This is a genomic window from Acetobacter zythi, from assembly GCF_963921165.1.
GTDB lineage: Bacteria > Pseudomonadota > Alphaproteobacteria > Acetobacterales > Acetobacteraceae > Acetobacter.
Genome location: NZ_CAWUEO010000046.1, coordinates 70,069 through 95,080 on the forward strand (window position 1 = coordinate 70,069; position 25,012 = coordinate 95,080).

Sequence of the window (25,012 nt, forward strand, 5' to 3'; positions counted from 1 at the left end):
TGCGGCAGCAGGCTGGTTCAGCCACCCACAGGCATAATGCGTGCAGCCCGGCTGAGCGCCATAAGGGGGAAGAACTGGCGGTACAGGTCATAACGCAGCATAAATGCGCGGGAGAGTTCCGCACCCTGCTGCAAACGTTTGGCCACGGCGGGATCATCCAGTTTGATGGTCTGCCCCACCCCGTAACCGGGGAAGCCGGTGCCGGTAAACTCTGCCTCTGTCCAGCTTCCGTCTGCTTCCTGCCGGTCGATCAGGTAGCGGCAGCCGCGCGCAATGGCCGGATGGTCCTGTTCGCGGTTGGCGGCAATCAGCCCCATAAGCGCCCATGCGGTTTGCGATGGTGTGGTGGCGCCACGCCCAATGGAGGCAACATCCATATAAGAGGCGCAACTTTCGCCCCAGCCGCCATCGTCCTGCTGGTGGGCAATCAGCCAGTCACACGCACGGGTAATGTAGGGCTGGGTCATGTCCTCCCCAATAGCGGCAAGGGCGGGCAGAACCGCGCCGGTGCCGTACAGGTAGTTCACACCCCACCGCCCGAACCATGCGCCCGATGCCTCCTGCTCGGCACGGATATACGCAAGCCCACGCTGGAGGGCGGGGGTCTGGCGGGGCACGCCCAGCAGGCCAAAGGCTTCCAGCACATGGGCGGTCACATCGACCGAGGGGGGGTCCAGTGCCTCGCCAAAATCACAGAACGGTATTTTGGACAGCAGGCTGCGGTTATTGTCCTTGTCAAACGCGCCCCAGCCGCCGCAGGTGCTCTGCATGGCAATCAGCCAGTTCACACCACGGGTTATGGCGGCCTCCACACCTTTTTTCTTCCATTCCTCCCGATTACGGCAGGAGGAAAGTGCGATCAGGGCCACGGCGGTATCGTCTGTATCGGGGTAGCGGTCGTTGGCGTATTCAAACGCCCAGCCGCCCGGTTCCACGTCTGGCAGTTTGATCGACCAATCCCCTTTTACGCGTACCTGCCGCTCAAGCAGCCAGTCCAGCGCCTTGTCCATCTGGGGGGTGTAGCGTTCCTCGGCACTGGCGTCATGCAGGGCCATAAGGGCCAGCATTGTATCCCATACCGGGCTGTTGGTGGCCTGCACCCACGAGGCATCGCCCTCGTCCCGCCGCCAACCCGGATCGTCCAGCGCGGCCAGAGCCTTGGCCATGACCGGGTGGTGGAACTGGTAGTCCTCCCCCCGTAGCGCCATAAGACCGTACACCCATGGAGGCTGAATACCGCCCCACCCGCCATCGGCGTCTTGGTGGCGGATAATCCATTCCAGCATATGGCGGATGGCTGCCTCGCGCACCGTGTTGTGCTTGAGGAATTTGGACTGGAGCCAGTGCAGCCCCCGGTCGGTCGTGCGGAAAAAGCTCGACCACAGGTCCAACCCTTCCTTTTTGGGCAGGACGTAGTCAAACGTCTCGCGCCCACCGGGGAACAGCGCATCCAGCCGGTCCTGCGGGCGCAGGGGGCGGCTTGGCCTGCGGGCGGAAAGAATGGCCAGCGGCACCAGAGTCGCACGTGCCCATTGCGCAAAATTATAGATGGAAAAAACAAATTTGTTCGGGAACCAGATCACCTCTGGCGGCAGATTGGGGGTCTGCTCCCACGGCCATTCGCCAATCAGCGCCAGCCAGTAGCGGGTAAATACGCGCACATTGCGCAAGCCCCCCATACGCATGATCCATGCGCAGGCCTTGCTCAGTTCTGGCATATCCGCCGGGTAACCCAGCGAGCGCAGGGCGGCGTACGCCTCCACCGTTGCGTTAATATCGCCATTGCCCGCACCCCAGTAAGTGCCCCAGGACCCGTCCTCGCGCTGCATGCGCAGCAAGGCATTGCCAAGGCGGGGGCGCAGGGGGTGGTCTTCCAGCCCGAGGTACCACAGGGCAAGGCACCACTCCGCCTCCATGGAGGCATTGGAGGCCACCGGCCCCACCCAGTGCCCGTCGGCTTTTTGCTCCCCTATCAGCCAGTCACAGGCGGCGGCCACGGTGTGGGCCAGACTGTTGCCCATGCCCGTAAAAGGCGTGGAGGTTGCACTTGAGGGAGTGGGAGGAACAATAGCAGACACGGCCGCCTTCACTTTCGAGGGGTGGAAATTTGTATTCATGTGTGAATACCCGAACACAATATCAAAGTATATTCATGCAAGGTCTGGCGCTTATGCGGGACTGACCCCCGTGGGTAAAGCCAGTTTTTGAATATCGGAAAAAATGCTGGTCCATTCCGCATCCTGCATATCGACAAAGCCGAGACTTCTTAGAAAAAAAGCCCCTTCTGCGGCAAAAATCATTGTGCGTATCTGCCGTGCTTCCACGGTATGGCCGTCGCCCTGCCCCAGCCAGCGCGCATACCATGCCTTGATCGGGGCCAAATGCCGGGGCGACTGGAGCAGGGTTACCAGCATGCCCACCATGCGGGCACGGGCTGCATCGTCTATGCGGCCACAGGCCTGTACATACGCCCGCGCAAGGCTGACCGGGCCAGCCGCGGCCCCACGGCAGCGGGCTACGTGCGTATCAAACACCAGTATCCAGCGTTCGATCAGGGCGGCTATCAGGTCGTCCTTGCTGCCAAAGCAGTATTGCAGACCGCCTTTGGTAATCCCTGCCTCGCGCGCCACGGCATCGAGCGTAAGAGCCGTGGCCCCGCTACGCTGCACAAGGTGCTCCGCGCAGGCCAGCACTTTTTCGCGGTCTATGGTTCTGGGGCGGGCCATGCCTTACCTTGCCAAGTTTAATTCCATCTGGACGGAATTAAACCAGAGCACACCCCTTTTCAACCCCATGCCGGGGGAACACGGCAAACCGCACAAAGCTGGGCCTGGCATAATTAACGACTTACGGTAGTGTATTTCTGGAAACTTAACAACGAAGTTTTATGAGTATTTATATTGACTGCCCATAAAATTACGCTAAATTAACCCTACTGTCCTGAACACAGGGACCACAGGCCAAGGTGTAACCGTGTTGTTATGGTGTTGTGCAAACACATCCAACTGACCGCCCGATGTTGGGCAACAGAACACACCCCTGACTAACAGGGGTTGCCCCCTGCGCACGCGCCATACTGTACCCCACCTGCCTGATGCGGCTGGCAAGGGGGGGTTTATGCCCTCACCACGGATCGTGGGGGAACACAGGCGCGTCTGAGACTTTTGTTTCCACACCGATTATTTCCGAAATTTTGGAAAAAAGGTGGGTCTTATGGTTAAGACAATGCAAGCCCCCCAACAGGCCGCAGCCCATGAGCACACAGCCCTATTTGCCCACAAAGTGTGGAGCAGGCTGCAAACCGAACTGCAAGACCCCACCGCCAAGCAGCTCTGGCCACACTATGCCGCCCTGCACACCGCACCAGCCCGGACCCTTCTGGCACGGCTTGTGGCCGAAAAACTAGATGATTCCATCATCCCCTTTGCGGAACTATATGCTCTTTTCTGCCGCATTTTGCAGCAAGACCCCGCCATTATGGTTGCCGCCGCACAGGACTTGCAGGCCTACGCCACCAAAAGCCCAACCCGCAGGGACTACCTAAGCCCGTTTATGCACCTTAAGGGTTTTCAGGCCGTGCAGGCTTACCGGCTGGCCCATATTTTGTGGAGGAACGGGCAACGCCTCTCTGCGTTACATCTGCAAAGCCGTGTTTCCGAAGTGATGGGAATTGATATTCACCCTGCCGCATCCTTGGGCCACAGGCTTGTGCTGGCCCCCGGCTACGGCATTGTGATTGGTGAAACAGCCGTGGTGGAAGACGATGTGGTTCTTATGTCCGACATAACACTGGGTGGCACGGGCAAGCACGCAGGCAAACGCCACCCCACAGTACGGCGGGGCGCATTGGTGGGGCCGGGCACACAAATTCTTGGTGCAATAGAAATTGGGGAAGGAGCAAAAGTTGGCGCGGGGGCTGTGGTTGTCAAACCCGTAAGCCCGTTTACCGCTGTGGCTGGCAACCCCGCGCGTTACGTAAACAGCCATGCCCATTGGCCTGTTTTGACAATGGACCTGTCGTTCCCTTCCATTGATTATCTTATATAACATATCTTTTTCGTGATATAATATATTCAACATTTTTTTTGCAGTTTAATGTTGACCTCTCCCCATCGGGTGCTACGCTGAACAGGTAATCCGGATCAGACCTGCTGATTCGTTATAAAAAGGAGCATGACCATGTATCCTACAACGTTTTTTACAAATCGATGTTGATTGAGCCACACGGCTCGGAAAACCATTTCTGATCCCTCCACATCTTCAAATACTCCCAATAGATGAAAGACTATTACCCGTGACTGAAACACAGTCTGTTCATGTGGCTGGTGCCTCCGCACTGGACCGCAACCTGTCCGCCCGCCAGCTTTCAACCGCGCATGTTACCCGTGTGCAAAATCTGGAACGCAGCCCGCGCTGGCTGCACCTGCTGCTGCCGTGGGTGAATGTTGGCGGTGGCGTGTTCCGCGTTAACCGGCGGCGCCTTGTTTCCTCCCGCTTTGGCGGGGTGCTCTTTACGGGGGATGGGGCCGCGGCACAGCCCGTGCCGGAAAGCCTGCGCGCACTGCCTGAATTTTCTCAGGCCACCGATACCCAGATCCATGAGCTGATAGGCAAACTCCAGCGCCACACACAGCCCGACGGCGCGGATTTTGCCCTGCCTGAAGGCACGCTGGTCCTTGTGGCCACAGGTGCCGTGCAACAACATGCGGATAACGGGGCCGCGCGCGCCGTGCGGCACCTGTTTGCTGCACCGGGGCAGTATTTTGTGGTGCCCTCCGGCCAAAGCAGTCGTGGCCTGCGCGCCGTTGGCCACACAACCCTGCTCTCCCTCCCACCCGAGCAGATCGCCAGCACCGCATGGCTAAAAACCGCCCTGACCCCGCAGGACCCGGTCAGCCAGACCGATGTGAACCAGTATGGGGAAGCCGCCATTCAGGTTCTTTCCAGCGTGGATGGAGAGCCAAAACTCCCCACCACTTTTGTGGATTATCAGGACCACCCGCGCGAATACTATATTCACTCCATTCAAACCGTCCTGCGCACACACACACGCATTACCGACCTGTACAGCAACGAGTTTGACCAGTTGCGTGAACAGGTGCGCGTGGTCATTGACGTGATCCGCGAGCGGGAGGAATGGGAACTGCTCAACAACCCCGAATTCGGGCTGCTGAACGAAACCGCCATTGCCCAGCGTGTGCCCACACGCGGCGGACCGCCCACGCCAGATGATCTGGACGAACTGCTGACAAAAGTATGGAAAAAACCGGGCTTTTTCCTTGCTCACCCCAAAGCCATTGCAGCCTTCGGGCGCGAGGCCACGCGCCGGGGTGTGCCGCCACCGACCATTACCCTGTTTGGCTCGCCTTTTATTACGTGGCGCGGCATCCCCCTTGTGCCATCAGACAAAATTCCCGTAACCCCCGATGGCCGGACCAGCATTCTGCTCCTGCGCGTGGGTGAGGAAGAACAGGGTGTTGTGGGCCTGCACAATACCGGGGTGACGGGGGAGGTCGAACCCGGTCTTTCCGTCCGGTATAGCGGCACGGACCAGCATTCCGTGGCATCACACCTGATCACACGGTACTTCTCCGCCGCCGTGCTGGTGGAAGACGCCATTGCCCGGCTCGATAACGTGCAGATCGGGAGCTATTATGACTACACCTGACACATTGGCAGACCCGCAAGGTCTGGCCCAGCAGCGTGCGGTTGAGCAGGCATTCCGCGAGGTATTGGGGCATGGAGCGGCATCTGCCGCTCCAGACACCCTTGCCGTGCCCACACAGAACACGCAGGGCACCCGTCCGTTTGCATCGGGGGCGGATGCCTCCATTTACGAACCGGTGTGGTCCAAACACCCGGTTTCGCAAACCCCACACGCAGCGCCCCCCAGCCCGTGGGAGGAACCTGTAACATCCCCCTTTTTTAGCGGCACGTTTGCCCTCCCCCACACCCCACCAGCCCATACGCCGCCCGCCACACACCCGGCCACTGTGGAGCAGGCCCATGATGCCGTGCCGTATTTTTTGCACCATGCCACAGCAGCCGCATGCACAAAATCTGGAGCGCCACACGCAATCCCCCGCACACCCGGTGGGTATGATGTTGCCCGCATTCAGGCGGATTTTCCCATCCTGCACCAGAAGGTGAACGGCCATAAACTGATCTGGCTGGACAACGCCGCAACAACCCAGAAGCCCCGCGCGGTTATTGACGCCACCTCCGCATTTTATGAGCACGATAATTCCAACATCCACCGTGCGGCCCACACGCTGGCCGCCCGCGCAACCGATGCGTTTGAAGGCGCACGCACCAAACTCCAGCGCTTTATTGGCGCGCGTGAGGCGGCGGAAATTGTGTTTGTGCGCGGCACAACCGAGGCCATAAACCTTGTGGCCCAAAGCTATGGCCGGGCCAATATTGGACCGGGTGATGAAATTCTGATCACCACCATAGAGCACCATGCCAATATTGTGCCGTGGCAGTTGTTGGCGCGGCAGACCGGGGCCGTGCTCCGGGTTGCCCCTGTTAATGATCGGGGGGAACTGCTGCTGGACAACTTTGCGGCACTGCTTACGGGGCGTACCAAAATTGTGTCGGTCACGCATGTGGCCAATGCGCTGGGCACCATTAACCCTGTTGAGCAGATTATTGCCCTCTCGCACGCAGCAGGGGTACCCGTGCTGGTGGATGCGGCGCAGTCCTCCCCCCATCTGCCGCTCAATGTCGCCACACTGGATGCGGATTTTCTGGTCCTTTCAGGCCACAAAATTTACGGGCCGACCGGCATTGGCATTCTGTACGGCAAGCGCCACCTGCTGGAGGCCATGCCCCCGTGGCAGGGAGGTGGGCATATGATCCGCGACGTAACCTTTGCCCATACCGAGTTCCAGGGCCTGCCAGAAAAGTTTGAAGCAGGCACCCCCGACATAGCCGGAGCCGTGGGGCTTGGGGCTGCGGTAGACTACCTGCAAAGCATTGGCCTGCCTGCCATTGCCGCGCACGAACATGCGCTGCTGGACTACGCCACACAGCAGTTTGCACACCTGCGCGGCGTGCGCATTATTGGAACAGCGCAGGCCAAGGCCAGTGTGCTCTCCTTTATTGTGGATGGGCACAGCGTAACCGATGTTGCCAAACACCTTGACCGGCACGGCATTGCCGCACGTTCGGGCCACCATTGCGCCCAGCCAGCCCTGCGCCGGTTTGGGGTGGAGGCCACGGTCCGGGCATCCTTTGGCCTGTATAACAGCTTTGAGGATGTGGATGCGCTGGTCGCCGCCCTTGGGCAACTGGTGCGCTAGGCCGTGAGCACAGCATGGCTGGCGGCACTGGGCGGCGGCGTGCTGATTGGCACAGCCGCCGTTCTGCTTATGGCGCTACAGGGGCACATTCTGGGGGTTAGCGGCATTTTGGGCAACGCCTTGCGCCACCCCACCCAACGGTGGCGCTGGGGTGTGCTGGCGGGCCTGATTGCAACTGGCCTGCTGGCCCGCATGGCAGGTGCAGCCGTGCCTGCACTGTTTGCCCATACTGGCTGGCTGCGGCTTGTTGTTTCCGGCCTGCTGATTGGCGCTGGCACGGCGCTGGCTAACGGCTGCACCAGTGGGCATGGTGTTTGCGGGCTGGGCAACAGGTCTGGCCGGTCCTTGGTCGCAGTCGCCATTTTTATGGGTGTTGCCATGGCAACCGTTTTTGTAACCCGATTGGAAGGGTGGGGGCTGTGAGCGTGCTTATTGCGTTTTTATGCGGCCTGCTGTTTGGCGGTGGGTTGTGGCTCTCCGGCATGGCAAACCCGGCCAATGTTCTGGGCTTTTTGGACATAACCGGGCAATGGAACCCCATTCTGGCTGGCGTTATGGGAGGGGCTGTTGCCATAACGCTACCCGGCTTCTGGCTTTTGCGGCGCAAAGGGCTGGATGCCAACGGGCAGGCGTTCCACTGGCCACGCCGCTGGCCGCCCGACAGGGGGTTGGTCGCCGGGTCCATGCTGTTTGGCGTGGGGTGGGGGCTGAGTGGCGTCTGCCCCGGTCCGGCACTGGTGCTACTGGGGCTGGACGGCGCAAAAGCAGCGGTTTTTGTGGTCTGTATAGCCCTTGGCTGGCTGGGTGCGCGCGGGGCCGGGCGCACCAGAACCCCCTAAAACGCCGCCCCCTGTTGTGCCACGCCCAACAGGGTTCAGGCCGCATACCCCGGCCCTATGGTTCTGGCACATTCCGGTACGGCACAGCCTACCTGCCCGTTTTACGCACTGGCAAACGGGCTTGTTTGCGCCTGCTCCAGCAGCCAGTGCCTGAATGCCGCCGCCCTGTTTGTTTTGTCGGGGTTGATGGACAAAAAATACCCCCGGTCGCTGCGGATCGGTTCTGGCCATGCCAGCACAATTTGTCCGCTTTGCAGGTAGTCATCTATTAACGGTCTCCAGCCCAGACCAATTCCCTGACCTTGCAAAATAGCTTGCAGCAGCAAGGGATAATTACCAAACAGCATGGAGTTTTTGGTTTTGCCCGCAGGCCGGGGCGCCTGCCCCGCCAGCAAAAACCAGTCCTGCCATGTAAACCAGTGCTGGGCCGGACTGTCCAGATCCAGCAGGCGGGCGCGTACAAGGTCGGCTGTGGTGGCAAATGCGCCCATCTGTTCCAGATAGCGGGGGCTGCATATGGGGTAGACTTCCTCCGCAAACAAACGGAGGCTCTCCCCGCCTGCCGCATCGGGCTTTTTACCAAACAGAATGGAAAGATCCGCCTGATCGGACACACCTCCCATCTGGCGGGCCTGTGTGGTGAGCAGGCACAGGTCCAGCTCCGGGTAGCGGTTTTCAAAATCCGACAGGCGGGGCAGCAGCCAGTTGGCGGCAAACCCGTAATCGGTCAGCACGGTCAGGCTTTTTGGGGCGTTGCAGGAATCGATGGCCTGCATGGCCGCGTGGAGTCTGGCCAGCACATCCGCTGCCGCCGTGTGCAGGATCTGCCCGGCATCACTTGGGGCCACACCCCGGTGCAGCCGACGGAACAGCGTTAGGCCCAGAACCCCCTCCAACTGTGCAACCTGCTGGCTAATGGCAGGCTGGGTCATGCCCAGCTCTGTTGCCGCAGCGCTAAAGCTGCCGCGCCTGCCTATGGTTTCCAGAATACGCAGGGAGCGGAGCAAATACTCAATCTGGTTGGGTGTCATAAAGCCAGCTTATACCACGGATAAGTATGAACATACATCACAAATAACATATTTTATGTGCTTATATAAAAACTAACGATCATCATAGTGTTGTTTTGTGGGTGGAGATAATTCACGTTATGAGCGAGCAGTCCGCAGCGCCTCTGAACTTTCTTGTCGTTGTAGCCGACCAGTTGACGGCCTGCGTGCTGCCCGCACTCCTTGGCGGGCAGGACCCCAGCGTGCTCAAGGTGCCAACACTGACCAAGCTGGCCAAACAGGGCACGGTTTTTGCCAACGCCTATACGGCCAGCCCCCTGTGCGGCCCTTCGCGCAGCACATTCATGACCGGGCTGCTGCCCTCGCGCAGTGGTGTGTACGACAATGGCTGCGAATGGCACTCCGACATTCCAACCTTTGGCCACCGCCTGCGCCTTGGCGGCTACCAGACCATTCTGGCAGGCAAAATGCACTTTGTTGGCGCAGACCAACTCCACGGTTTTGAAGAACGCCTGACAACAGACATCTACCCCGCCGACTTTACATGGGTGCCCGACTGGACCGACCGCAACACCCGCCCGGACTGGTACCATTCCATGGATTCCGTGCTCAACGCCGGTCCGGTCCTACGCTCCAACCAGCTTGATTTTGACGAGGAAGTGGCCTTTGCCACCCGGCGCAAACTGTACGATCTGGCCCGTACAGATACCCGGCAACACCCCTTTTGCCTTGTGGCTTCCTTTACCCACCCGCACGACCCGTTCAACATCACCCAAAAATGGTGGGACCTGTACGAGAATACCCCCATTCCCCTCCCCCGCGTGGCGGCCCCCGACCCCACACACCCAGCCGAACTCCGCATCCGCGAAGCCTGCGGCATAAACGCAGCCCCTCCCACAGATGCAGACATTCTGCGTGCCCGCCGGGCATATTTTGGCGCGATCTCCTACATTGACCACCAGCTCAAACAACTGCTGGACACACTGGCCGAAACCGGGCTGGACAAGACCACGGCCATTGTTTTCACCAGTGATCATGGTGAAATGCTGGGCGAACACGGCCAGTGGTACAAAATGTCGTTCCGCGAGGGAGCGGGCCGTGTGCCACTGATTATATCCCTGCCCGGTCAAACGCAGGCCCGGCGGGTTACACAGGCTGTCAGTCTGGCCGATGTGGGCGAGACACTGTGCGCGCTAGCCCGCACCCCCGCCATAACCCAGACCGATGGCCGTGACCTGACCCCCTGCTTACAGGGCGAAGCGCTGGAGCAGGACGAAATTTTTGGCGAATATCTGGGCGAAGGCACCTTTGCACCCACAATCATGATCCGCCGTGGGCGCTGGAAATTTGTTCACACCCCCGCCGACCCGGCCCAGCTATACGACATACAGCTTGACCCGGATGAAACCCGCAATCTGGCCCCCCACCCCGAACACGCCCATATAGCAGCCGCTTTTTTGCAAGAAGCCGAACAGCGCTGGGACTTTGCAGCCCTGTACAGCAACGTGGTGACCAGCCAGCAACGGCGCGCCCTGATCAAACAGGCACTAGCCACGGGGCACTGTACACCGTGGGACTACCAGCCCCCCGCAAACGCACACCGCCAGTACATCAGAAATCACAAACCTCTGGAACAGCTCGAGGCCGAAGCCCGGCTACCCTACCAGAGGAACGGATAGAACAACCATGGCTCATACACCCATCACACACCGGATTACCTTTGCTCTGGTGCTCTCCACCGGCACGGTTTACACAGCCAGCGCCGCCCAGCAAAGCCTGCCCACCGCACAGCAGCAGGCCAAGGCCCCCGCCCCCAAAGCGGCCCCCAAGCCCGCAGCACCAAAGCCCGCTGCGGCGCAGGCCAGCACACACGCCACCACGGGCAAGCTGGAGGAAATAACCGTCCGCTCCAACAAGCGCGCCCAGCAGGCCAACGCAACGCCTGCATCCATTGTGGCGCTCAGTGGCAAAACCCTGCAAACAACCGGCGTGCGGGACGCGCTAACTCTGGCGCGGGACGTGCCCGGCCTGATGGCGGAAACCACATCAGGCTCGGCCAACCCGCGCTACCGGCTGCGCGGGATTGGCACCAACGATTTTTCGGCCAACATGACAACCGCTGTCGGTGTTTCTGAGGATGATGTGTTCCTCGATAGTGGGGCATCGCAGGGTGTGCCCATTTATGACCTTGACCATGTGGAGGTTTTTCGGGGGCCACAAGGCACCTTGCAGGGCAAAAACACCACAGCGGGCATGGTATCGTACTATACCAAAAAACCCACCAACACACTGGATGGTTACGTACGCGGCACCGCAGGCAATTACGGCCTGTGGGGGGAGGAAGGCGCTCTGGGCGGGCCAATTATAAAAGACAAACTGATGGCCCGCTTTGCCATAGTCAACCGCGATTACGATGGACAGTACTATAACGGAACCCACAAAAACCCAACAGGGGGCTACCAGTATTACGACATGCGCGGGCAGATACTGGCCAAGCCGGTCGATAATCTTTCCATTCTGGTTAAAATGCACCTTGGCCGCAACAAAACCAAGGTGCCCATAGACCATGTGGGCCTGCTGCCGGGGGGCACGGACGCACAGGGCTACGCCCAGACCTCCACCCGCAACATCCAGAACAACGGACGCACGGATGCCACAACCCGGCGGTCTGGCCTGTCGGTCAATGCCAAATATGATTTTGAAAATGGGTGGAGTCTGGCCAATATTTTTGCGCTGGAATGGAACCACTTCAACGTTTTCTCTGATGATGATGCAAGCCCCGCCCCTGTTGATTACCAAGAAAACATTGGCGGCGTTGCCCGCGTTCTGAGCAACGAGGTCAGGGTTGTTTCTCCCCAGAACAAAAAAATCCGTTATGTGGGAGGCGTGTATTACATGCGCAACCTTACGCAGTCCTATAGCCAGCAACCCCTTTACAGCCCCATTAACAGCGCCTTTGGCACGGGGGGCAATGCTTCGAGTTTTAACATCAATACACAAGACGCCGCCGTATTCTCGGCCCTGTCCTTTGACCTGACATCACGCTTAACGCTCGATATTGGCGGGCGCTTTACATCGGAAACACGCAGCGCCAATGGCGAGGCATGGGCCTATAACACCGACCCATCCAACCCCTATAACACCAGCAACCGTGCGATCACCTACATCAACACCAACACCCATACCTTTATAGACCCCAACACGGGGCAGGCCATGGCAGGGCCGCCGCTCAGCAAAACGTTTAACAAGGACAGCGAAGACGCAAGCCTGAAATACCGCATAGCCCCCGGCATTATGGCCTACCTGCGCTATGCACGCGGTTTTCGCACAGGTAACTACAACACCTATGTTGCCACCACATCCGACTTCAGCCTGTACAACCCCGAAGAACTGACCGATTATGAAGGCGGGGTAAAAGCACGGCTGTGGGGTGGCAAGGCGCAGCTCAACCTTTCGGGCTTTCATTACGACTACAGCAATATGCAGGTGACCATCCTGCAAAATACCGGCACACACACCACCAATGCGGCACAGGCCGTATCCAACGGGTTTGAGTTCGAGGGGCAGGTCCGCCCCCTGCAAAACCTGTTTGGCTCCTTTGGGGTAACGTATCAGGACGCGCATTACACCAATTTCAAAAACGCCAGTGCGCCAACGCCATTTAATGGTGGGCATGCGGTGGACCTGTCCGGCCAGCCGCTGGAACGTGCGCCGCGTGTGACCGCCAACTTTTTGCTCAGTTACAAAATTCCTGTCTCCTTTGGGGATTTTACGGTCCAAACAGACTGGCGTTACACAAGCCGCTACCGCTTTCAGGCATGGTCGGACGCCCACGCCACAACCCCTGCCGCTTTTTTGTCCTCTCCTCAAATGCAGGCGCTGGTTCGGAACGCTTTTTCGCAAAAACAGGTTATTACGGGCAATGTGCGCGTGGCATGGCATTCCGTAGATGAAAAAACGGAAGTAGCCTTCTGGCTGCATAACATTACCAACCAGATGACCTACACCAACGCTTTTGGCGAGTTCTTCAACCGCAACATCAGCCGTTATCCGGGCGATCTGCGCGCCTTTGGCTTTGAAGTCATGCGGTCCTTGTAATGGTAAGGGGGCATGGCAACCGGGCCGGGCTTGTGGTGCTGGCGGCCATTAGCGCTGTGGACTGCGCCGCCCATAGCATGAACTCGCTTGGACCGTTTGCCGTGGGCGAACTGGTGCGGAGCGGTCGGTTCAGCATTATGCTTGCCGGGCTATGGAGCTGTGTGGAAATGCTGGCCTATGCCGTGGCCATGACCGCTGTGGCCCCCCTGTCCGCCCGGCTTCGGCTGCGCTTTGTGGCCGTGCTTGCGGCTGTGGGGCTGGTGGTGGCGCAGGCAGGCTCCGCCTTTGTGGTGGAGGTCTGGCCCCTGCTTTTACTGCGTGTTCTGTCTGGCGGGTGCCTTGGCGGGCTGAATGCGGTGGTCAATATTGGCGCAAGCCGACTGGGCAGACCTGTTTTTGTGCTCTCGTTTGTTATGGTCGTGCAGACTGTTGTGTTTAGTCTGGCAAGCCTTTTGCTGCCCCATGCCAGTGCGGTTGCGGGGCAGAAAGGTATTTTTCTGGCACTTGCCGGGCTTGTTGTTCTGCTCTTGCCTTTTATGTTTTTTCTGCCCGATACAGGTGTGCGGCACACTCCACCCCACACGCACGCCCCATGTGCTGCGCCACCGGGGCCGGCGCCTGTATGGGCTTTGCTGGCCGTTCTTTTTTACACCGGGGGCAGTCTGGCTGTGTGGCCCTTTACCCAACGGATCGGGGCATCGGTTGGGCTGGCTCCAACCTCTTTTGGGGTTTTGTCGGCCATTGCCAATATTGCGGGGCTGGTGGTCTGCCTTGTTACGGTTGTGCAAAGCCGTAAGCACAATAGCAGCCCGCTCCTTGTGCCCGCCCTTGTGCTGGTTGGCGGGGTTTGCGTGGTACAGGCCTGCCCACCAACCGCCCTGCTGTTCTGTGCCGCTTTTGTGCTGAACTATGCTGTATGGTTCTTTATTTATCCAAGCCTTGTGGGGCTGGCCTGCCTTGTGGACCCGACCGGCAAACTGGCAGCCCGCTCAGGGGGAGCGTGGATGTTCTCCCAAGCGGCGACAACACTTTTTGCCAGCGCCACCCAGACAAACGGGCTTTACCTGTGGACCGGCCTGTTCAGCTTTGGCCTGTGCCTGTGCGCAGCATTCGCCACCCTGCGCGTCACCCGCCCCCACGCCGGCAGCCGCGCACTACGGGCGGCACCAGCGCAGGTCTGCTACGCCCCAAGCACCACCAGCACGGAGCAGAACCGGAGCCACCCCGAACACCACGCACGTAGGCCGGGCGGGGCATAAGGCAGCCCGCCTTGCCCACCTGTGCATATAGGGCATGGACAGCACGGCGCGCGGGTTCTATTTTCCATCCGTTATGACCTCCTTACCCTCCCCCACCCGCATCGGCATTGATTTTGGCACAACCAACAGTGTGATTGTCATTGCGCGCCCTGACCGCACAATCCAGACCATCTGCTTTGCCACACCCGATGGAGACCCTTCGGAAACATGCCGGACCCTTCTGGCTTTATGGCAGGACATGGAAGGAGGGCGGCGGGTGCAGCACCGCGCGGTTGGTGCACACGCCATTGAGGCACATCTGGATGACCCGGCCGAAACACGCCTGATCATGTCCATGAAGTCCTATCTGGCGCAGGCCAGCTTCCGCGAGACACAGGTGTTTGGCCAGCGCCTGTCGCTTGAAAGCCTGATTGCCACATTTTTGCGCGAACTGATGGCCCTTGGCGGGCTGCGCCCGGCGGACTGCCACGTAACCGTAGGGCGGCCCGTGCATTTTGTGGGCGACAACGCGGATGATGCGCTGGGCGAAACCCGGCTAAGGGCCGCTTTTGCCCAGGCAGGCTTTGCTGATGTTGCGGTTATGATGGAGCCAGAAGCCGCAGGCTGGCGCTTTATGCAACGGCTGGACCGGCCCGCAACCGTTCTGGTTGGTGACTTTGGCGGTGGCACAAGCGATTTTTCGGTCGTGCGGTTTGACCCAACCGGGCGCCACGCAACACAGCCTCTGGGCCATGCAGGCGTGGGGCTGGCGGGCGACCAGTTTGATTTTCGGATTATAGACAACGTGGTGGCCCCCTACCTTGGGCGGGACTGCACATTCCGCATTATGGGGGGCGAACCCTTGCCCGTACCGATTGAGTGGTACCACGCACTAGCCCGCTGGCACCGGCTCTCCCTCATGCGCACACCGCGTATTCTTAACGAAATTGAGGATGTCACACGCACTGCGTCCGACCCCCAGAAGCTGAAAAACCTGATCGAACTGATCCGTGAACAACGCGGGCAGGAACTCTACAACGCCGTGTCCGCCACCAAGCGCGCCCTGTCCACCAACACCACGGCGGAACTGCGCTTTGCCCAGCCCGGACTGGAGATTTGCACAACCATCCACCGGGACGATTTTGACCGCTGGATTGCCCCCGACATTGCCAGACTTGGCGCAGGCATAGACGCAGCCTTGCGCGAGGCCGCTCTACACCCCGCACAGATAGACCGCGTGTTCCTGACCGGCGGCACATCCTTTGTGCCCGCAGTGCGCGCGCTGTTTACCTCCCGCTTTGGTGCGGAACGGGTGGAACTGGGCGGGGAGTTTGTATCCGTAGCCGAAGGGCTGGCGCTGGCGGCAGCGTAAGGGCCACGGACCAAGGGCAGGCCACACCCCACCCCTTGGTCGGGTTACGGCACTCCGGCACAACGCCGCATGTCGGCTGCCAACCGGTCCACCTGCGCCATATCCGCATCCCACGCGAACATAAAGCGCGCCCCTCCGCCAATAAAGGTGTAAAAACGCCACCCGCAGGCCCTTAACCGCGCCAGTGCGCCCTCCTCCGCGCGAATAAAAACACCATTGGCCTGCACCGGAAACATGAGCGACATGGCAGGAATATCCGCCACCTGCTCGGCCAGTCTTCGCGCGCAGGCATTGGCGTGCTGGGCATTGCGCAACCATGCCCCACTTTGGAGCATGCCCACCCACGGGGCGGACAGAAACCGCATTTTGGACGCCAGTTGCCCCGCCTGTTTGCACCGGTAGTCAAAACCATCGGCCAATGCGCGGTCAAAAAACAGAACTGCCTCGCTCACTGCCATGCCGTTTTTTGTGCCGCCAAAACACAGCACATCCACCCCTGCACGCCACGTCATATCCGCGGGCGAGCAGCCAAGGGCTGCGCAGGCATTGGCAAAGCGGGAACCATCCATATGTAAATACAGCCCCAGTTCGCGGCATGTTTGTGCAAGTGCGCGGATTTCGGGCAGGGAATACAGCTCCCCCGTTTCGGTCGGTTGTGTAATGGTGACGACCCGTGGCTTGGGATAATGGATATCGCTCCGGCAGGTGGAAAGCAGCCGAACGTCCTGCTCGGTCAGTTTGGCACTTTCGGTCCGGGCCACCAGCAGTTTGGACCCGTTGGAAAAAAACTCCGGTGCGCCGCACTCATCCGTTTCCACATGGGCGAAGGAGGAGCAGATCACGCTGTTATAGGACTGGCACAGTGCGGCCAGCGCCAGCGAATTTGCCGCCGTGCCGTTAAAAACAAAAAAGACCTCGCACGCCTTTTCAAACAGGGTGCGAAAAGAGTCCGCCGCACGGCTGGTCCATTCGTCCTCGCCGTAGGGAATAAGGGAGCCTTCGTTGGCGTCCATCATGGCCTGCCATGCCTCGGGGCACATACCGGCGTAATTATCGCTCGTGAATTGCTGACGCGTGTTCATCGCTTAGTCTCTTTACCGCATTGTGTCAGGCGTACAGCCCGAACCACTGTGGAAAACAGGGGGCCAGACGCAACCTGCGTGTATGGCCTTGCAGTGTTATGGGTGGGGTGCGGAGTGTGGGTTAGTTCACCGCGTAGGTGACCAGCACAAGGTAGATCACAAGCAGCACATTGGTGAGCAGGAAAACGGGTGTCAGCCGCGCCCAGCTCCGTGTTGCCGCAGCCATGACCGTATAGGCAAAACACCCGGCACAAATCCCGATCATCAGGTTGGCGGTTGTGACTGTGAGCAGCACAATCATCCCGGCGGAAATGCTTTGGAGCGGGTCGGAAATATCCAGCTCCGTCAGTCCTTCCATCATCAGAATACCCACCATAACAAGGGCTGCTGTGGTGGCCTGTGGTGGAATACAGGCAATTAACGGCCAGAAAAACGCGCTCAGGCCAAACAGAATGGCAACGGTCAGGGTTGTCAGGCCCGTGCGCCCACCTGCCTCCACCCCGGTTGCGGATTCAACATACGCCCCCACGGTCGGGCTACCAAGACATGCGCCAACAATGGAGGCCAACCCGTCCGCCAGAAAAGCGCGACGGGAGTTCAAAAAATTACCCTGTGCATCCATCATGCCCGCACGCCGCGTAACCGCGATCATGGTTGCGGTTGCCGAGAAAAAATCGGACAGAAAAAAGTAGAGTGTTAAAGGCAGAACCAGAAAGAAGTTGTGGAAAAACTCGCTGGTATCAAACGCAAAAAAATACGCTTTGGGGGCATGGGGCAACGCCACCATCTGCGATGGCAGAACGGTCATAACATGGCCCGGACTGGTCTGGATGAACAACCCCGCCACCGTAACCGCCAGAATGGACAGCAGCATGGCCCCGCGCACACGGGCTGCAACCAAAGCGGCAATGAGCAAAAGCGAGAGAAAAACCACCATAACGGAAGGCGATCGCAGGTCCGCAAAAGCAACGCCCCCACCGGCATCCGTTACAATCAGCCCCCCGCTCCGCAGGCCCAGATAGGCAATAAACAAGCCAATACCCGCCTGTAAGCCAATGCGGATGGGTACGGGAAAACCCCGCACAATATGCTGGCGCACATTACTGAGCGACAGGCAGGTAAACAAAATGCCACCGACCAGCACCATGGTCAGCGCTGTGCCATAGGACAGGCCCATTTTGACCACAACAACCTGTGCAAAAACCGCGTTGGACCCCATGCCCGGTGCAAGGGCAATGGGCAGGCGCGACAGGAACGCCATAAGCAGGGAGCCACACATGGCGGCCAGCACGGTTACGGTAATCATATCCGCCCTGTCCGCCCCGGTGGCCGACAGAATGGCGGGGTTGACCGCAATAATATACCCCATGGCGCCAAAAGTTGTCAGCCCGGCCAGCACCTCCGTGCCCACGCTGGACTGATGCTCCGCCACATTAAACCCGAAGAGCTTTTGCAAGGATGGGACGCCTCTCATAATAAACAGCACTCCAGTTTTTGTGACGAAAAAAATTGGCCCCCCACAGACCCGTTTTGCCTGCCACCCCTACCAGACAATGGGGTGGGTCTGCCCGGTCTGCACATTCACAAACCCTTCGGGCACACGGGGGGTGGGGGCCACCAGCACCCACCGCCACGGCGAACAGGTGAGCGTGGCAAAACACAACCGTTCGGGAAAACCCTCCGGCCAGTTCTGGGAATAGGTAGGTTCGTGCATCCACTCTATGGTGCGCGCCTGCGCGTAGAGTTCCTGCATGTCCGCATCCAGTTCTTCGGCCGGGCGGGCGGTCATCAGCCCCCCGACCTCGTAGCGGACGGTTGCCAGCACGGTGTTGTCGCGCACCAGCGCCCAGCCCCCCTGCTGCTGGCGGATCTGGTTGACCACCCGCGCCATGGCCGCATCGGACGAGCCAACAACCCATATGTTGTGCTGGTCATGTGCGACCGAACACCCCACAGCCGTATCGGGCGTTTTGGGGCCACAGCCACGCCAGAACATGCGCCCCACCTTACCCTGCCCGGAATAGCGGTCCACAACAGCAAACTTGGTAATGCACTGTTCTACGTCGCGCTGCACCTGTCCGTCACGCACGGGCAGGGTTGCCACCAGAAAATCATCCGCCCAGTGGAACGGGCGCAGCACGGCGGCCTGCATGCTCTGCCGCCCTGCATCTGCTGGAATGGCAAAATCCTTCGCCTCCAGTTCATGCGCAATGTTAATGGTCTGGCTGGCCCATGCGGGCCATGGAATATCTGGCACGGGGGCAATGTAACGCCCGGCTTCGGCCACGCGCTGGCCATCTGCCCAGACCTCCGCAATGTCCAGTGCCGCCACATCGGACAGCAGCACAACATCGGCAAAGCGGCCGGGGGCAAGGCTGCCCACCCACGGGGTCAGGCGCATATGGCGCGCAGGGTTAAGGGTCACACACTGAATGGCAATTTCTGGCGCAAGGCCAGCCTCCATGGCTCTGCGTACATTATAGTCCGTAGCGCCCATGCGCAATGTCTCGCTTGCGGAACGATCATCCGTTGTGAGGGCGATCTGGGAAAAATCCTCAAAGCCTGCATCCAGCATCCCCCGCACCAGCTCGGGAATGGCCCCGTGCCGTAGCTCCACAAAAATACCGGCCTGAAGTTTGGCCTGAAGTTCGGCCATGGTCAGCACCTCGTGGTCGGAGGCCAGACCGGCTGCGGCAAAAGCGTTGATGGAGGGCGTATCATGCAGGCCCGCCCCATGCCCCTCCACCACGCCCCGATGGGCAAATGTTGCCTCGATCATGCCCCATAACCGCGCGTAGGAAGGGGATTGCGGGTTCCACACACTGGGCCAGTCCATGACCTCGTCCAGACCGGGCACCATCAGGTTATTGCCCATAAAGGCGCTTTGCTCGTCATACCCGTAATATCCGCCCCCACCTTCATACGCGGTGGGGGGAACGGCGGAACCGGGGAGCGGAAAAATTTTGAGCGCCACGCCATGGCTGCGCGCCGTCATCCAGAAAGGCAGGTTATGCGCGCCATCCACGTTGGAAAATTCGTGGCTGGCCTCGCACGTCCATGTATTCCCGCGTGGCAGCACCAGAGCGGCCTCGTATTCGGGGGTAAGGTGCGAACTTTCTATGTGTTTGTGCACCTCGCCAAAGCCGGGCACGGCGGACAGGTCCAGCCGGTCCACATGGGCGCGGGCCGTGCCGGTATAGGCACCTGCGGGGCCGGTCCATGCAATGCGGCGGCGGTAAATAACAATGTCCTGCTTGTCCACCCAGCGGCGCGTGTGCACATCCAGCAGGCGGCCCACGCGCAACACCAGATCTGCGGGGATCAGCCCCATGGCCACGCGGGTCAGTTCCTGACGGATGCGTACTTCCTGTGCCGCACTGATGAACAGGTCATTCCCCGACATCATCTCCGATGCTGATTTCATACCCTTAATCCATTATGCCAGAGAAAAATCGGGAACTTTGCGAAAAACCCGGAAAAAGTTTTCCGTTGTCTGCCGGGCCATCTCCTCCGGGGTTACCTTGCGCAACGCGGCCAGAACCTTAAGCGTATGCACCAGATAAGCTGGCTCGTTACGCTGGTCCACATAGGGTTCGGGGGCAAGGGAGGGCGCGTCGGTCTCGATCAGAATACGATCTGCTGGCAGGCTGGCCGCAATGGCGCGCATGCCTTCGTTTTCCGCATGGGTCAGCAGGCCGGAGAACGAGAGGTAGTGTCCCATTTCCACATTGGCGCGCGCAAGCGTAGGACCACCGGAAAAACAGTGCATGACAACGGGAAAATGCCCCCTGGCGTTTTGTTCACGCAGAACCTGCTCCATGGCCGCATCCTGCTTGACGGAGTGGATGATCAGGGGGAGCTGTGTTTGCCGTGCGGCATCTATATGGACCAGAAAATTACGCATCTGCGCATCCCAAGATGCGGTCGTAAAAAACGTGTCCAACCCCACCTCGCCTATGCCCACCACCTTGGGGTGGGCGGCGTGGGCTACAAGGTCTTGTGCCTGCACGTCCGTCTCGCCGTCCGCCCAGTGGGGGTGGGTGCCTACGGAGCAGAAAACATCCTCCATGTCCTCCGCCTTTTGCAAGACTTGTGCAAAAGCATGCACACTGGTGCCAATGCTGACAAACCGGCGGATACCCACCGCGCGCGCACGCTGCATGACCGCATCCAGATCCCCCGAAAGCTCGGCGAATTCCAGATGGCAATGGCTGTCTACAAGGTTCATGCCGTGTTCTCCCGCTGCTGGTCCGTGGCTTGGGTGGGTCATGCCACCGTGCCCTGTTGTGTGGCCGAAATATCAAGCACTTCTGGCAGGCGCGTAATAAAATTGACCATAACATCAAACGCGGCCTGCACATCCGCCACAATCACGCTTTCATCGGGGTGGTGGCTAATCCCGCCGGGGCTACGCAGGAACAGCATGGCCGTGGGCACCCAGTCCGTCATCATCATCGCATCATGGCCTGCGCCACTGACCAGCACATGGTCGGCCATGCCCTCCGCCCGAATGCCAGAACGCAGCAGGTCCACCAAACGGTTATCACACGGCGCGGGGGCAAAGGTCTGGTGGTCGCGCACCTCCCACCCAACGCTCCGGCGTTCGGCAATGCCCTGCACAAGTTCCCGCACCTGCAAAAATGCATGTTCCAGACAGGCGGCATCTGCCGAGCGGATTTCTACCGAAAGGCTGGCACTCCCCGGAATAACATTCACAGCGCCCGGATGAACGTCTATTTTGCCCACAGTCGCCACAAACTCCGCCGTGTGTGCGCGTGCCAGTGCTTCTATGCCCAACACCATCTCGCACGCGGCAGTCAGGGCGTCATGGCGCATGTGCAGCGGCACGGTGCCCGCATGGCCCGCCTGCCCCTGCACGCGAATGTAAAACCGCTGAATACCGGCTATGGCCGACACCGCCGCCAGCGGCGCATCCCTGTGCTCCAGCACGGGGCCTTGCTCAATATGGGCTTCCAGATAAGCCAGAACATCCGCCCGCGCCCGCCGGGCTTCCCCCATGGCGCCCGCATCCAGCCCTGCCCCCCGCATGGCCTCGTGCAGGGTTGTGCCGTTGCGGTCACGCATCTGGCTCACATCCCCCACAGGTTTGCCCGCCATGGCTCTGGAACCCAGCATGGAAAGCGGAAAGCGCGACCCCTCCTCATCCCCAAAAGCCACAACCTCTAGGGCAAAGGGGAGGCGTATCCCCCGTCTGGCAAAAGCTGCCACACATTCCACACCCAGCATAACGCCCAAAGCGCCATCGTAAAAACCGCCGTTCCACACACTATCTATGTGCGATCCGATCATAAGTGCTGGTGCGTTGGTGTGGCGTCCTTCATACCGGCCAATGATTGTGCCTGTGGCATCGGTGCGCACGCTCATGCCTGCACCTTGCATCCACCCCCGCAGCACCTCTGCCGCTGCTTTGTGCGCCGCGCCAAGGTAGGGGCGGAACAGGCCGCCGCGCATATCGCTATAAGGGTCACATCCGAGTTCTTCACATCGTCTGACTGCACGCGCCCCTGCATCGTGCTCGACAATCCGCTCCTGCTTATCCATCTAACCCACCAACATAAATCGGCACTCAATCCCGGCAGCGCCATGCACGCCATGCCACAAAGGCCGCCCCAGCCCTGATCCACCTACCGGTTTGTGGGCAGGGCATTGTGGGGCGACCTCTTTTTTTTGCTGTCTCAGAAATCCGTGGAAATGGTTCCCGTCATGCTAAAGCGCGGCAGAACGTAAAACTGCGCTCCACTCCCCGCCGCGAGCGTGCTGCCATCCAGCAGCTGCCCCTGCGTGGCGTTTGTTGCAATACCAACCGGCCCCGTGCGCACAACGGCCCCGGTCAGGTTCTGAAAGTTCATTTTGAACGTGGGTGATTTGAGGAAAGAAAAAGGCTTGAAGCGATAACCAACACTCAGGCTGTCCGTCACGTAGCCGGGCATACGCTGGTCCCCTGTCAGGGTAACCGACTGGGAGCTGGCGTAATGCAGGGCAAAGTTGCCAAAAAAATGCGAGTCATCATACGACAGGCCAAAATTGGCCATAACCTTGGGGGCCATGGGCGCTTCATGCCCTTTGGTGCGCAGGTAGCTGGCGCCATACGGCACGTTGGAATCCATGGTCGCGTGCAAATACTCGAACGATGCATAGGGGCTGAAGTGGTGGATCGGCCGTGCGGCCACCATCAGATCAAAACCACGCACGGTCTGGTTGCCCGCATTGGCGCTGCCAAATACCCCGCCACCGAGATAGGTGCTCATAAGGCGGTTGGTAATGTTGTAGTTGAACAAAGACAGGTCAAGCATCACATGGTTATCGTGGTACCTGTAGCCCAGTTCCTCCTTGATCGAATACTGGTTTTTGGGCAGGCCGGTCGCTGCCTGAATGGCGGACGGGTCGGGCTGGCGGAAGTCCCCTTCCCCATGCACGTAAACCTGACTGTGGTCGTCAATATCATACGAAATGGACAGTTGCGGCAAAGGCACTGTGGAGTTTGCCCCCAAACGCGCCCCCGGCGTGGAGGAAGACGCCAGAAGGTTCTTCATCCAGTAATTTGTCATCATGAACTTGAAGCCCGCGTTAATCCGCAGCCTGTTATGCAGGTAACGGGCCTCGTCCTGCACAAAAATGGAGTGAATTTCATACCCCGTGTTTGTCAGTGCTCCCAGCGCGCGCTTGCCACCGGGCGTGTACAGTGCGGTGTTGGAATTACCCGGCGTTGTGGCCCCGCTATAGGACACATTGACCGGCAGACCAATTTTGGAAAAATTGTTGGCATACCAGTACCCGACAGAAAAATGGTTGTGGCTGTCAATATCATAACCCAACCTTGCGGTTACCCCCACATCGGGCTGGCTATACGCATTCCATGACTGCACAAGCTGCTGCCCACCGGGCAGTGCCGAACCATTGCCCAGAACATACTGCCCCGCAGAAGACTGCCCCACACCCCAGCTATCCCAGCCCAGAGCATCGTAAAAATAGGGGGTTACGTCCAGCGTCAGCTTTCTGCTCAACACAACATGCACCGGCATGACCAGAAAAACCGTGTTGAAGTGGGAGATATTGTTCTTCCAGTAATTATCGTTCCCACCCGTGGCGTTGTAACCGCTACGGTTATAGCCGGTTCCTGTGTGCTTGTAGTTTTTGTACTGCTGCTCCGTTGCGTAGTTATCAACCATGATCTGGTTGTTGTTCCACGAAAAATACAGCTTTACGCTGGATGCGTTCTGGAAGTCCTTTTGCAGCCCAAAATCAATGTGCTGGCGGTCGTTTGCGCCCTCGCCCATCCATTGCCGGGCATGGGTGTGTGAACCCGATACATAAAAGCGCACGCCCGTATTGCCAATATCGCCCGACTGAAGGCGCAGGAACTCGCGCGAGAGGTTGTTTGTGCCGTATGAAAAATCCATTGTGCCGCCCATTTTATGGGACGGGGTCAGGGTTTCCTCGCGCAGCACACCACCTGCACTTGTGGTAACCGGGGCCTCTATGGCCATAGCGCCGGGGCTTACGGAAATACGCTCAAGGTTTTCGGAATCCACGTTCTGGTCAATATACCCGGCACTGCTTGCGGGTACGCCATCGAGCAGAATAGCCATGTCCGCATCCGTCAGACCTCGGCTTTCAATGCCCCCACCATGCATGCCCGATGTATCCGCCGAGGATACGTTAAGACTTGGCATGGTCTTGATCAGGTCCAGCACACTACTTGTAGGGCTTTTCTGGTCAATAAACTGTTTTGTCACTGTCTGTACGGAATAGGCTGCGGTTTCGCGCCGCATCATCCCGCCGCCGCCATCCATGGACAGGCTGACGGTCTGCCTGTTGGAGGTTACGTCAATATTTTCCTTACCCTGCGCAACAACTGAGGATTTTGCGGGGGCTTTATGCCCGCTTGCCGCCACCCGGTCTGGCGCCTGCACACTGCCCGCAGCCGTTGCCGTAGCGCTGCGCGCCGTGTTGTGGAGTGCTGCCAAAACCAGAATGCCCGATGCCGATACGAACAGCCTGTGTCTTAACGAAAAAATTTTCATTGTTTGTGCCCGCCCCTACAGTCT

The 25,012-nt window shown here is 59.3% G+C and carries 18 protein-coding genes; 9 read left to right on the forward strand and 9 right to left on the reverse strand.

Translation table 11 applies throughout. The features are described from left to right. Positions 1-17: 17 nt before the first annotated feature. Both shc and AABE20_RS13085 read right to left on the reverse strand, forming a co-directional pair. A complete protein-coding gene (gene shc / locus AABE20_RS13080) occupies positions 18-2,021 on the reverse strand; it encodes a squalene--hopene cyclase (RefSeq protein WP_338333524.1) in 2,004 nt (667 codons plus the stop codon). Positions 2,022-2,168: 147 nt separating this feature from the next. Next, positions 2,169-2,726, reverse strand: coding sequence for a TetR/AcrR family transcriptional regulator (locus tag AABE20_RS13085; RefSeq protein ID WP_338333481.1), 558 nt, complete (start codon positions 2,724-2,726; stop codon positions 2,169-2,171). Positions 2,727-3,213: 487 nt separating this feature from the next. Here AABE20_RS13085 and epsC point away from each other — a divergent pair, with 487 nt between their 5' ends. The 5 genes from epsC (at position 3,214) to AABE20_RS13110 (ending at position 8,143) form a co-directional block, all read left to right on the forward strand. Then, positions 3,214-4,047, forward strand: a complete 834-nt coding sequence (epsC, locus tag AABE20_RS13090; protein ID WP_338333482.1) for a serine O-acetyltransferase EpsC — start codon at positions 3,214-3,216, stop codon at positions 4,045-4,047. Between the two features lie 247 nt (positions 4,048-4,294). Beyond that, complete coding sequence (locus AABE20_RS13095; RefSeq protein ID WP_338333483.1) at positions 4,295-5,668, forward strand: family 2B encapsulin nanocompartment shell protein; 1,374 nt, start codon at positions 4,295-4,297, stop codon at positions 5,666-5,668. After that, entirely contained in the window at positions 5,655-7,304 is a 1,650-nt protein-coding gene (locus tag AABE20_RS13100; protein WP_338333484.1) for a SufS family cysteine desulfurase, read from the forward strand. The genes AABE20_RS13095 and AABE20_RS13100 overlap by 14 nt, the downstream gene beginning before the upstream one ends. A gap of 3 nt (positions 7,305-7,307) precedes the next feature. Then, entirely contained in the window at positions 7,308-7,727 is a 420-nt protein-coding gene (locus AABE20_RS13105) for a YeeE/YedE family protein (RefSeq protein ID WP_338333485.1), read from the forward strand. After that, positions 7,724-8,143: a DUF6691 family protein gene (locus tag AABE20_RS13110; RefSeq protein ID WP_338333486.1), complete on the forward strand. Its 420-nt coding sequence runs from the start codon at positions 7,724-7,726 to the stop codon at positions 8,141-8,143. The genes AABE20_RS13105 and AABE20_RS13110 overlap by 4 nt, the downstream gene beginning before the upstream one ends. 101 nt (positions 8,144-8,244) lie before the next feature. On the opposite strand, the gene AABE20_RS13115 is transcribed toward AABE20_RS13110, so the two are convergent. Further along, positions 8,245-9,174, reverse strand: coding sequence for a LysR substrate-binding domain-containing protein (locus tag AABE20_RS13115; protein WP_338333487.1), 930 nt, complete (start codon positions 9,172-9,174; stop codon positions 8,245-8,247). A gap of 119 nt (positions 9,175-9,293) precedes the next feature. On the opposite strand from AABE20_RS13115, the gene betC reads away from it, so the two are divergent. From betC to AABE20_RS13135, 4 genes are read left to right on the forward strand one after another with little or no spacing between them, the layout of a single operon-like run. After that, positions 9,294-10,832, forward strand: coding sequence for a choline-sulfatase (betC, locus tag AABE20_RS13120; RefSeq protein ID WP_338333488.1), 1,539 nt, complete (start codon positions 9,294-9,296; stop codon positions 10,830-10,832). A 7-nt stretch (positions 10,833-10,839) separates the two neighbouring features. Beyond that, a complete protein-coding gene (locus AABE20_RS13125; RefSeq protein ID WP_338333489.1) occupies positions 10,840-13,251 on the forward strand; it encodes a TonB-dependent receptor in 2,412 nt (803 codons plus the stop codon). Next, a complete protein-coding gene (locus tag AABE20_RS13130) occupies positions 13,251-14,510 on the forward strand; it encodes a hypothetical protein (RefSeq protein ID WP_338333490.1) in 1,260 nt (419 codons plus the stop codon). Before AABE20_RS13125 ends, AABE20_RS13130 begins: the two co-directional genes overlap by 1 nt. Before the next feature lie 34 nt (positions 14,511-14,544). After that, positions 14,545-15,861 (forward strand): Hsp70 family protein, encoded by a 1,317-nt coding sequence (locus AABE20_RS13135; RefSeq protein WP_338333491.1) that lies wholly within the window; start codon positions 14,545-14,547, stop codon positions 15,859-15,861. Positions 15,862-15,905: 44 nt separating this feature from the next. On the opposite strand, the gene AABE20_RS13140 is transcribed toward AABE20_RS13135, so the two are convergent. From AABE20_RS13140 to AABE20_RS13165, 6 genes are all read right to left on the reverse strand, one after another. Then, the gene (locus AABE20_RS13140; RefSeq protein WP_338333492.1) at positions 15,906-16,943 is read right to left on the reverse strand and encodes a threonine aldolase family protein; all 1,038 of its coding nucleotides are present in this window, start codon (positions 16,941-16,943) and stop codon (positions 15,906-15,908) included. Between the two features lie 121 nt (positions 16,944-17,064). After that, positions 17,065-18,417, reverse strand: coding sequence for an NCS2 family permease (locus AABE20_RS13145; RefSeq protein WP_338333493.1), 1,353 nt, complete (start codon positions 18,415-18,417; stop codon positions 17,065-17,067). Between the two features lie 69 nt (positions 18,418-18,486). Further along, the gene (locus AABE20_RS13150; protein WP_338333494.1) at positions 18,487-20,367 is read right to left on the reverse strand and encodes an adenine deaminase; all 1,881 of its coding nucleotides are present in this window, start codon (positions 20,365-20,367) and stop codon (positions 18,487-18,489) included. A 12-nt stretch (positions 20,368-20,379) separates the two neighbouring features. Further along, the gene (locus AABE20_RS13155) at positions 20,380-21,171 is read right to left on the reverse strand and encodes a TatD family hydrolase (protein WP_338333495.1); all 792 of its coding nucleotides are present in this window, start codon (positions 21,169-21,171) and stop codon (positions 20,380-20,382) included. Between the two features lie 38 nt (positions 21,172-21,209). Beyond that, positions 21,210-22,505: an allantoate amidohydrolase gene (locus tag AABE20_RS13160; RefSeq protein WP_338333496.1), complete on the reverse strand. Its 1,296-nt coding sequence runs from the start codon at positions 22,503-22,505 to the stop codon at positions 21,210-21,212. A 134-nt stretch (positions 22,506-22,639) separates the two neighbouring features. After that, positions 22,640-24,988 (reverse strand): TonB-dependent receptor, encoded by a 2,349-nt coding sequence (locus tag AABE20_RS13165; protein ID WP_338333497.1) that lies wholly within the window; start codon positions 24,986-24,988, stop codon positions 22,640-22,642. Positions 24,989-25,012 lie beyond the last annotated feature (24 nt).

Coding starts and splice junctions, on each gene's coding strand:
- shc (WP_338333524.1), bottom strand. CDS start 2,021: ATGGGCAACAGTCTGGCCCACACCGTGGCCGCCGCCTGTGACTGGCTG.
- AABE20_RS13135 (WP_338333491.1), top strand. CDS start 14,545: ATGGACAGCACGGCGCGCGGGTTCTATTTTCCATCCGTTATGACCTCC.
- AABE20_RS13125 (WP_338333489.1), top strand. CDS start 10,840: ATGGCTCATACACCCATCACACACCGGATTACCTTTGCTCTGGTGCTC.
- AABE20_RS13100 (WP_338333484.1), top strand. CDS start 5,655: ATGACTACACCTGACACATTGGCAGACCCGCAAGGTCTGGCCCAGCAG.
- AABE20_RS13085 (WP_338333481.1), bottom strand. CDS start 2,726: ATGGCCCGCCCCAGAACCATAGACCGCGAAAAAGTGCTGGCCTGCGCG.
- AABE20_RS13145 (WP_338333493.1), bottom strand. CDS start 18,417: ATGAGAGGCGTCCCATCCTTGCAAAAGCTCTTCGGGTTTAATGTGGCG.
- AABE20_RS13160 (WP_338333496.1), bottom strand. CDS start 22,505: ATGGATAAGCAGGAGCGGATTGTCGAGCACGATGCAGGGGCGCGTGCA.
- AABE20_RS13165 (WP_338333497.1), bottom strand. CDS start 24,988: ATGAAAATTTTTTCGTTAAGACACAGGCTGTTCGTATCGGCATCGGGC.
- AABE20_RS13150 (WP_338333494.1), bottom strand. CDS start 20,367: ATGAAATCAGCATCGGAGATGATGTCGGGGAATGACCTGTTCATCAGT.
- betC (WP_338333488.1), top strand. CDS start 9,294: ATGAGCGAGCAGTCCGCAGCGCCTCTGAACTTTCTTGTCGTTGTAGCC.
- epsC (WP_338333482.1), top strand. CDS start 3,214: ATGGTTAAGACAATGCAAGCCCCCCAACAGGCCGCAGCCCATGAGCAC.
- AABE20_RS13115 (WP_338333487.1), bottom strand. CDS start 9,174: ATGACACCCAACCAGATTGAGTATTTGCTCCGCTCCCTGCGTATTCTG.
- AABE20_RS13155 (WP_338333495.1), bottom strand. CDS start 21,171: ATGAACCTTGTAGACAGCCATTGCCATCTGGAATTCGCCGAGCTTTCG.
- AABE20_RS13140 (WP_338333492.1), bottom strand. CDS start 16,943: ATGAACACGCGTCAGCAATTCACGAGCGATAATTACGCCGGTATGTGC.
- AABE20_RS13130 (WP_338333490.1), top strand. CDS start 13,251: ATGGTAAGGGGGCATGGCAACCGGGCCGGGCTTGTGGTGCTGGCGGCC.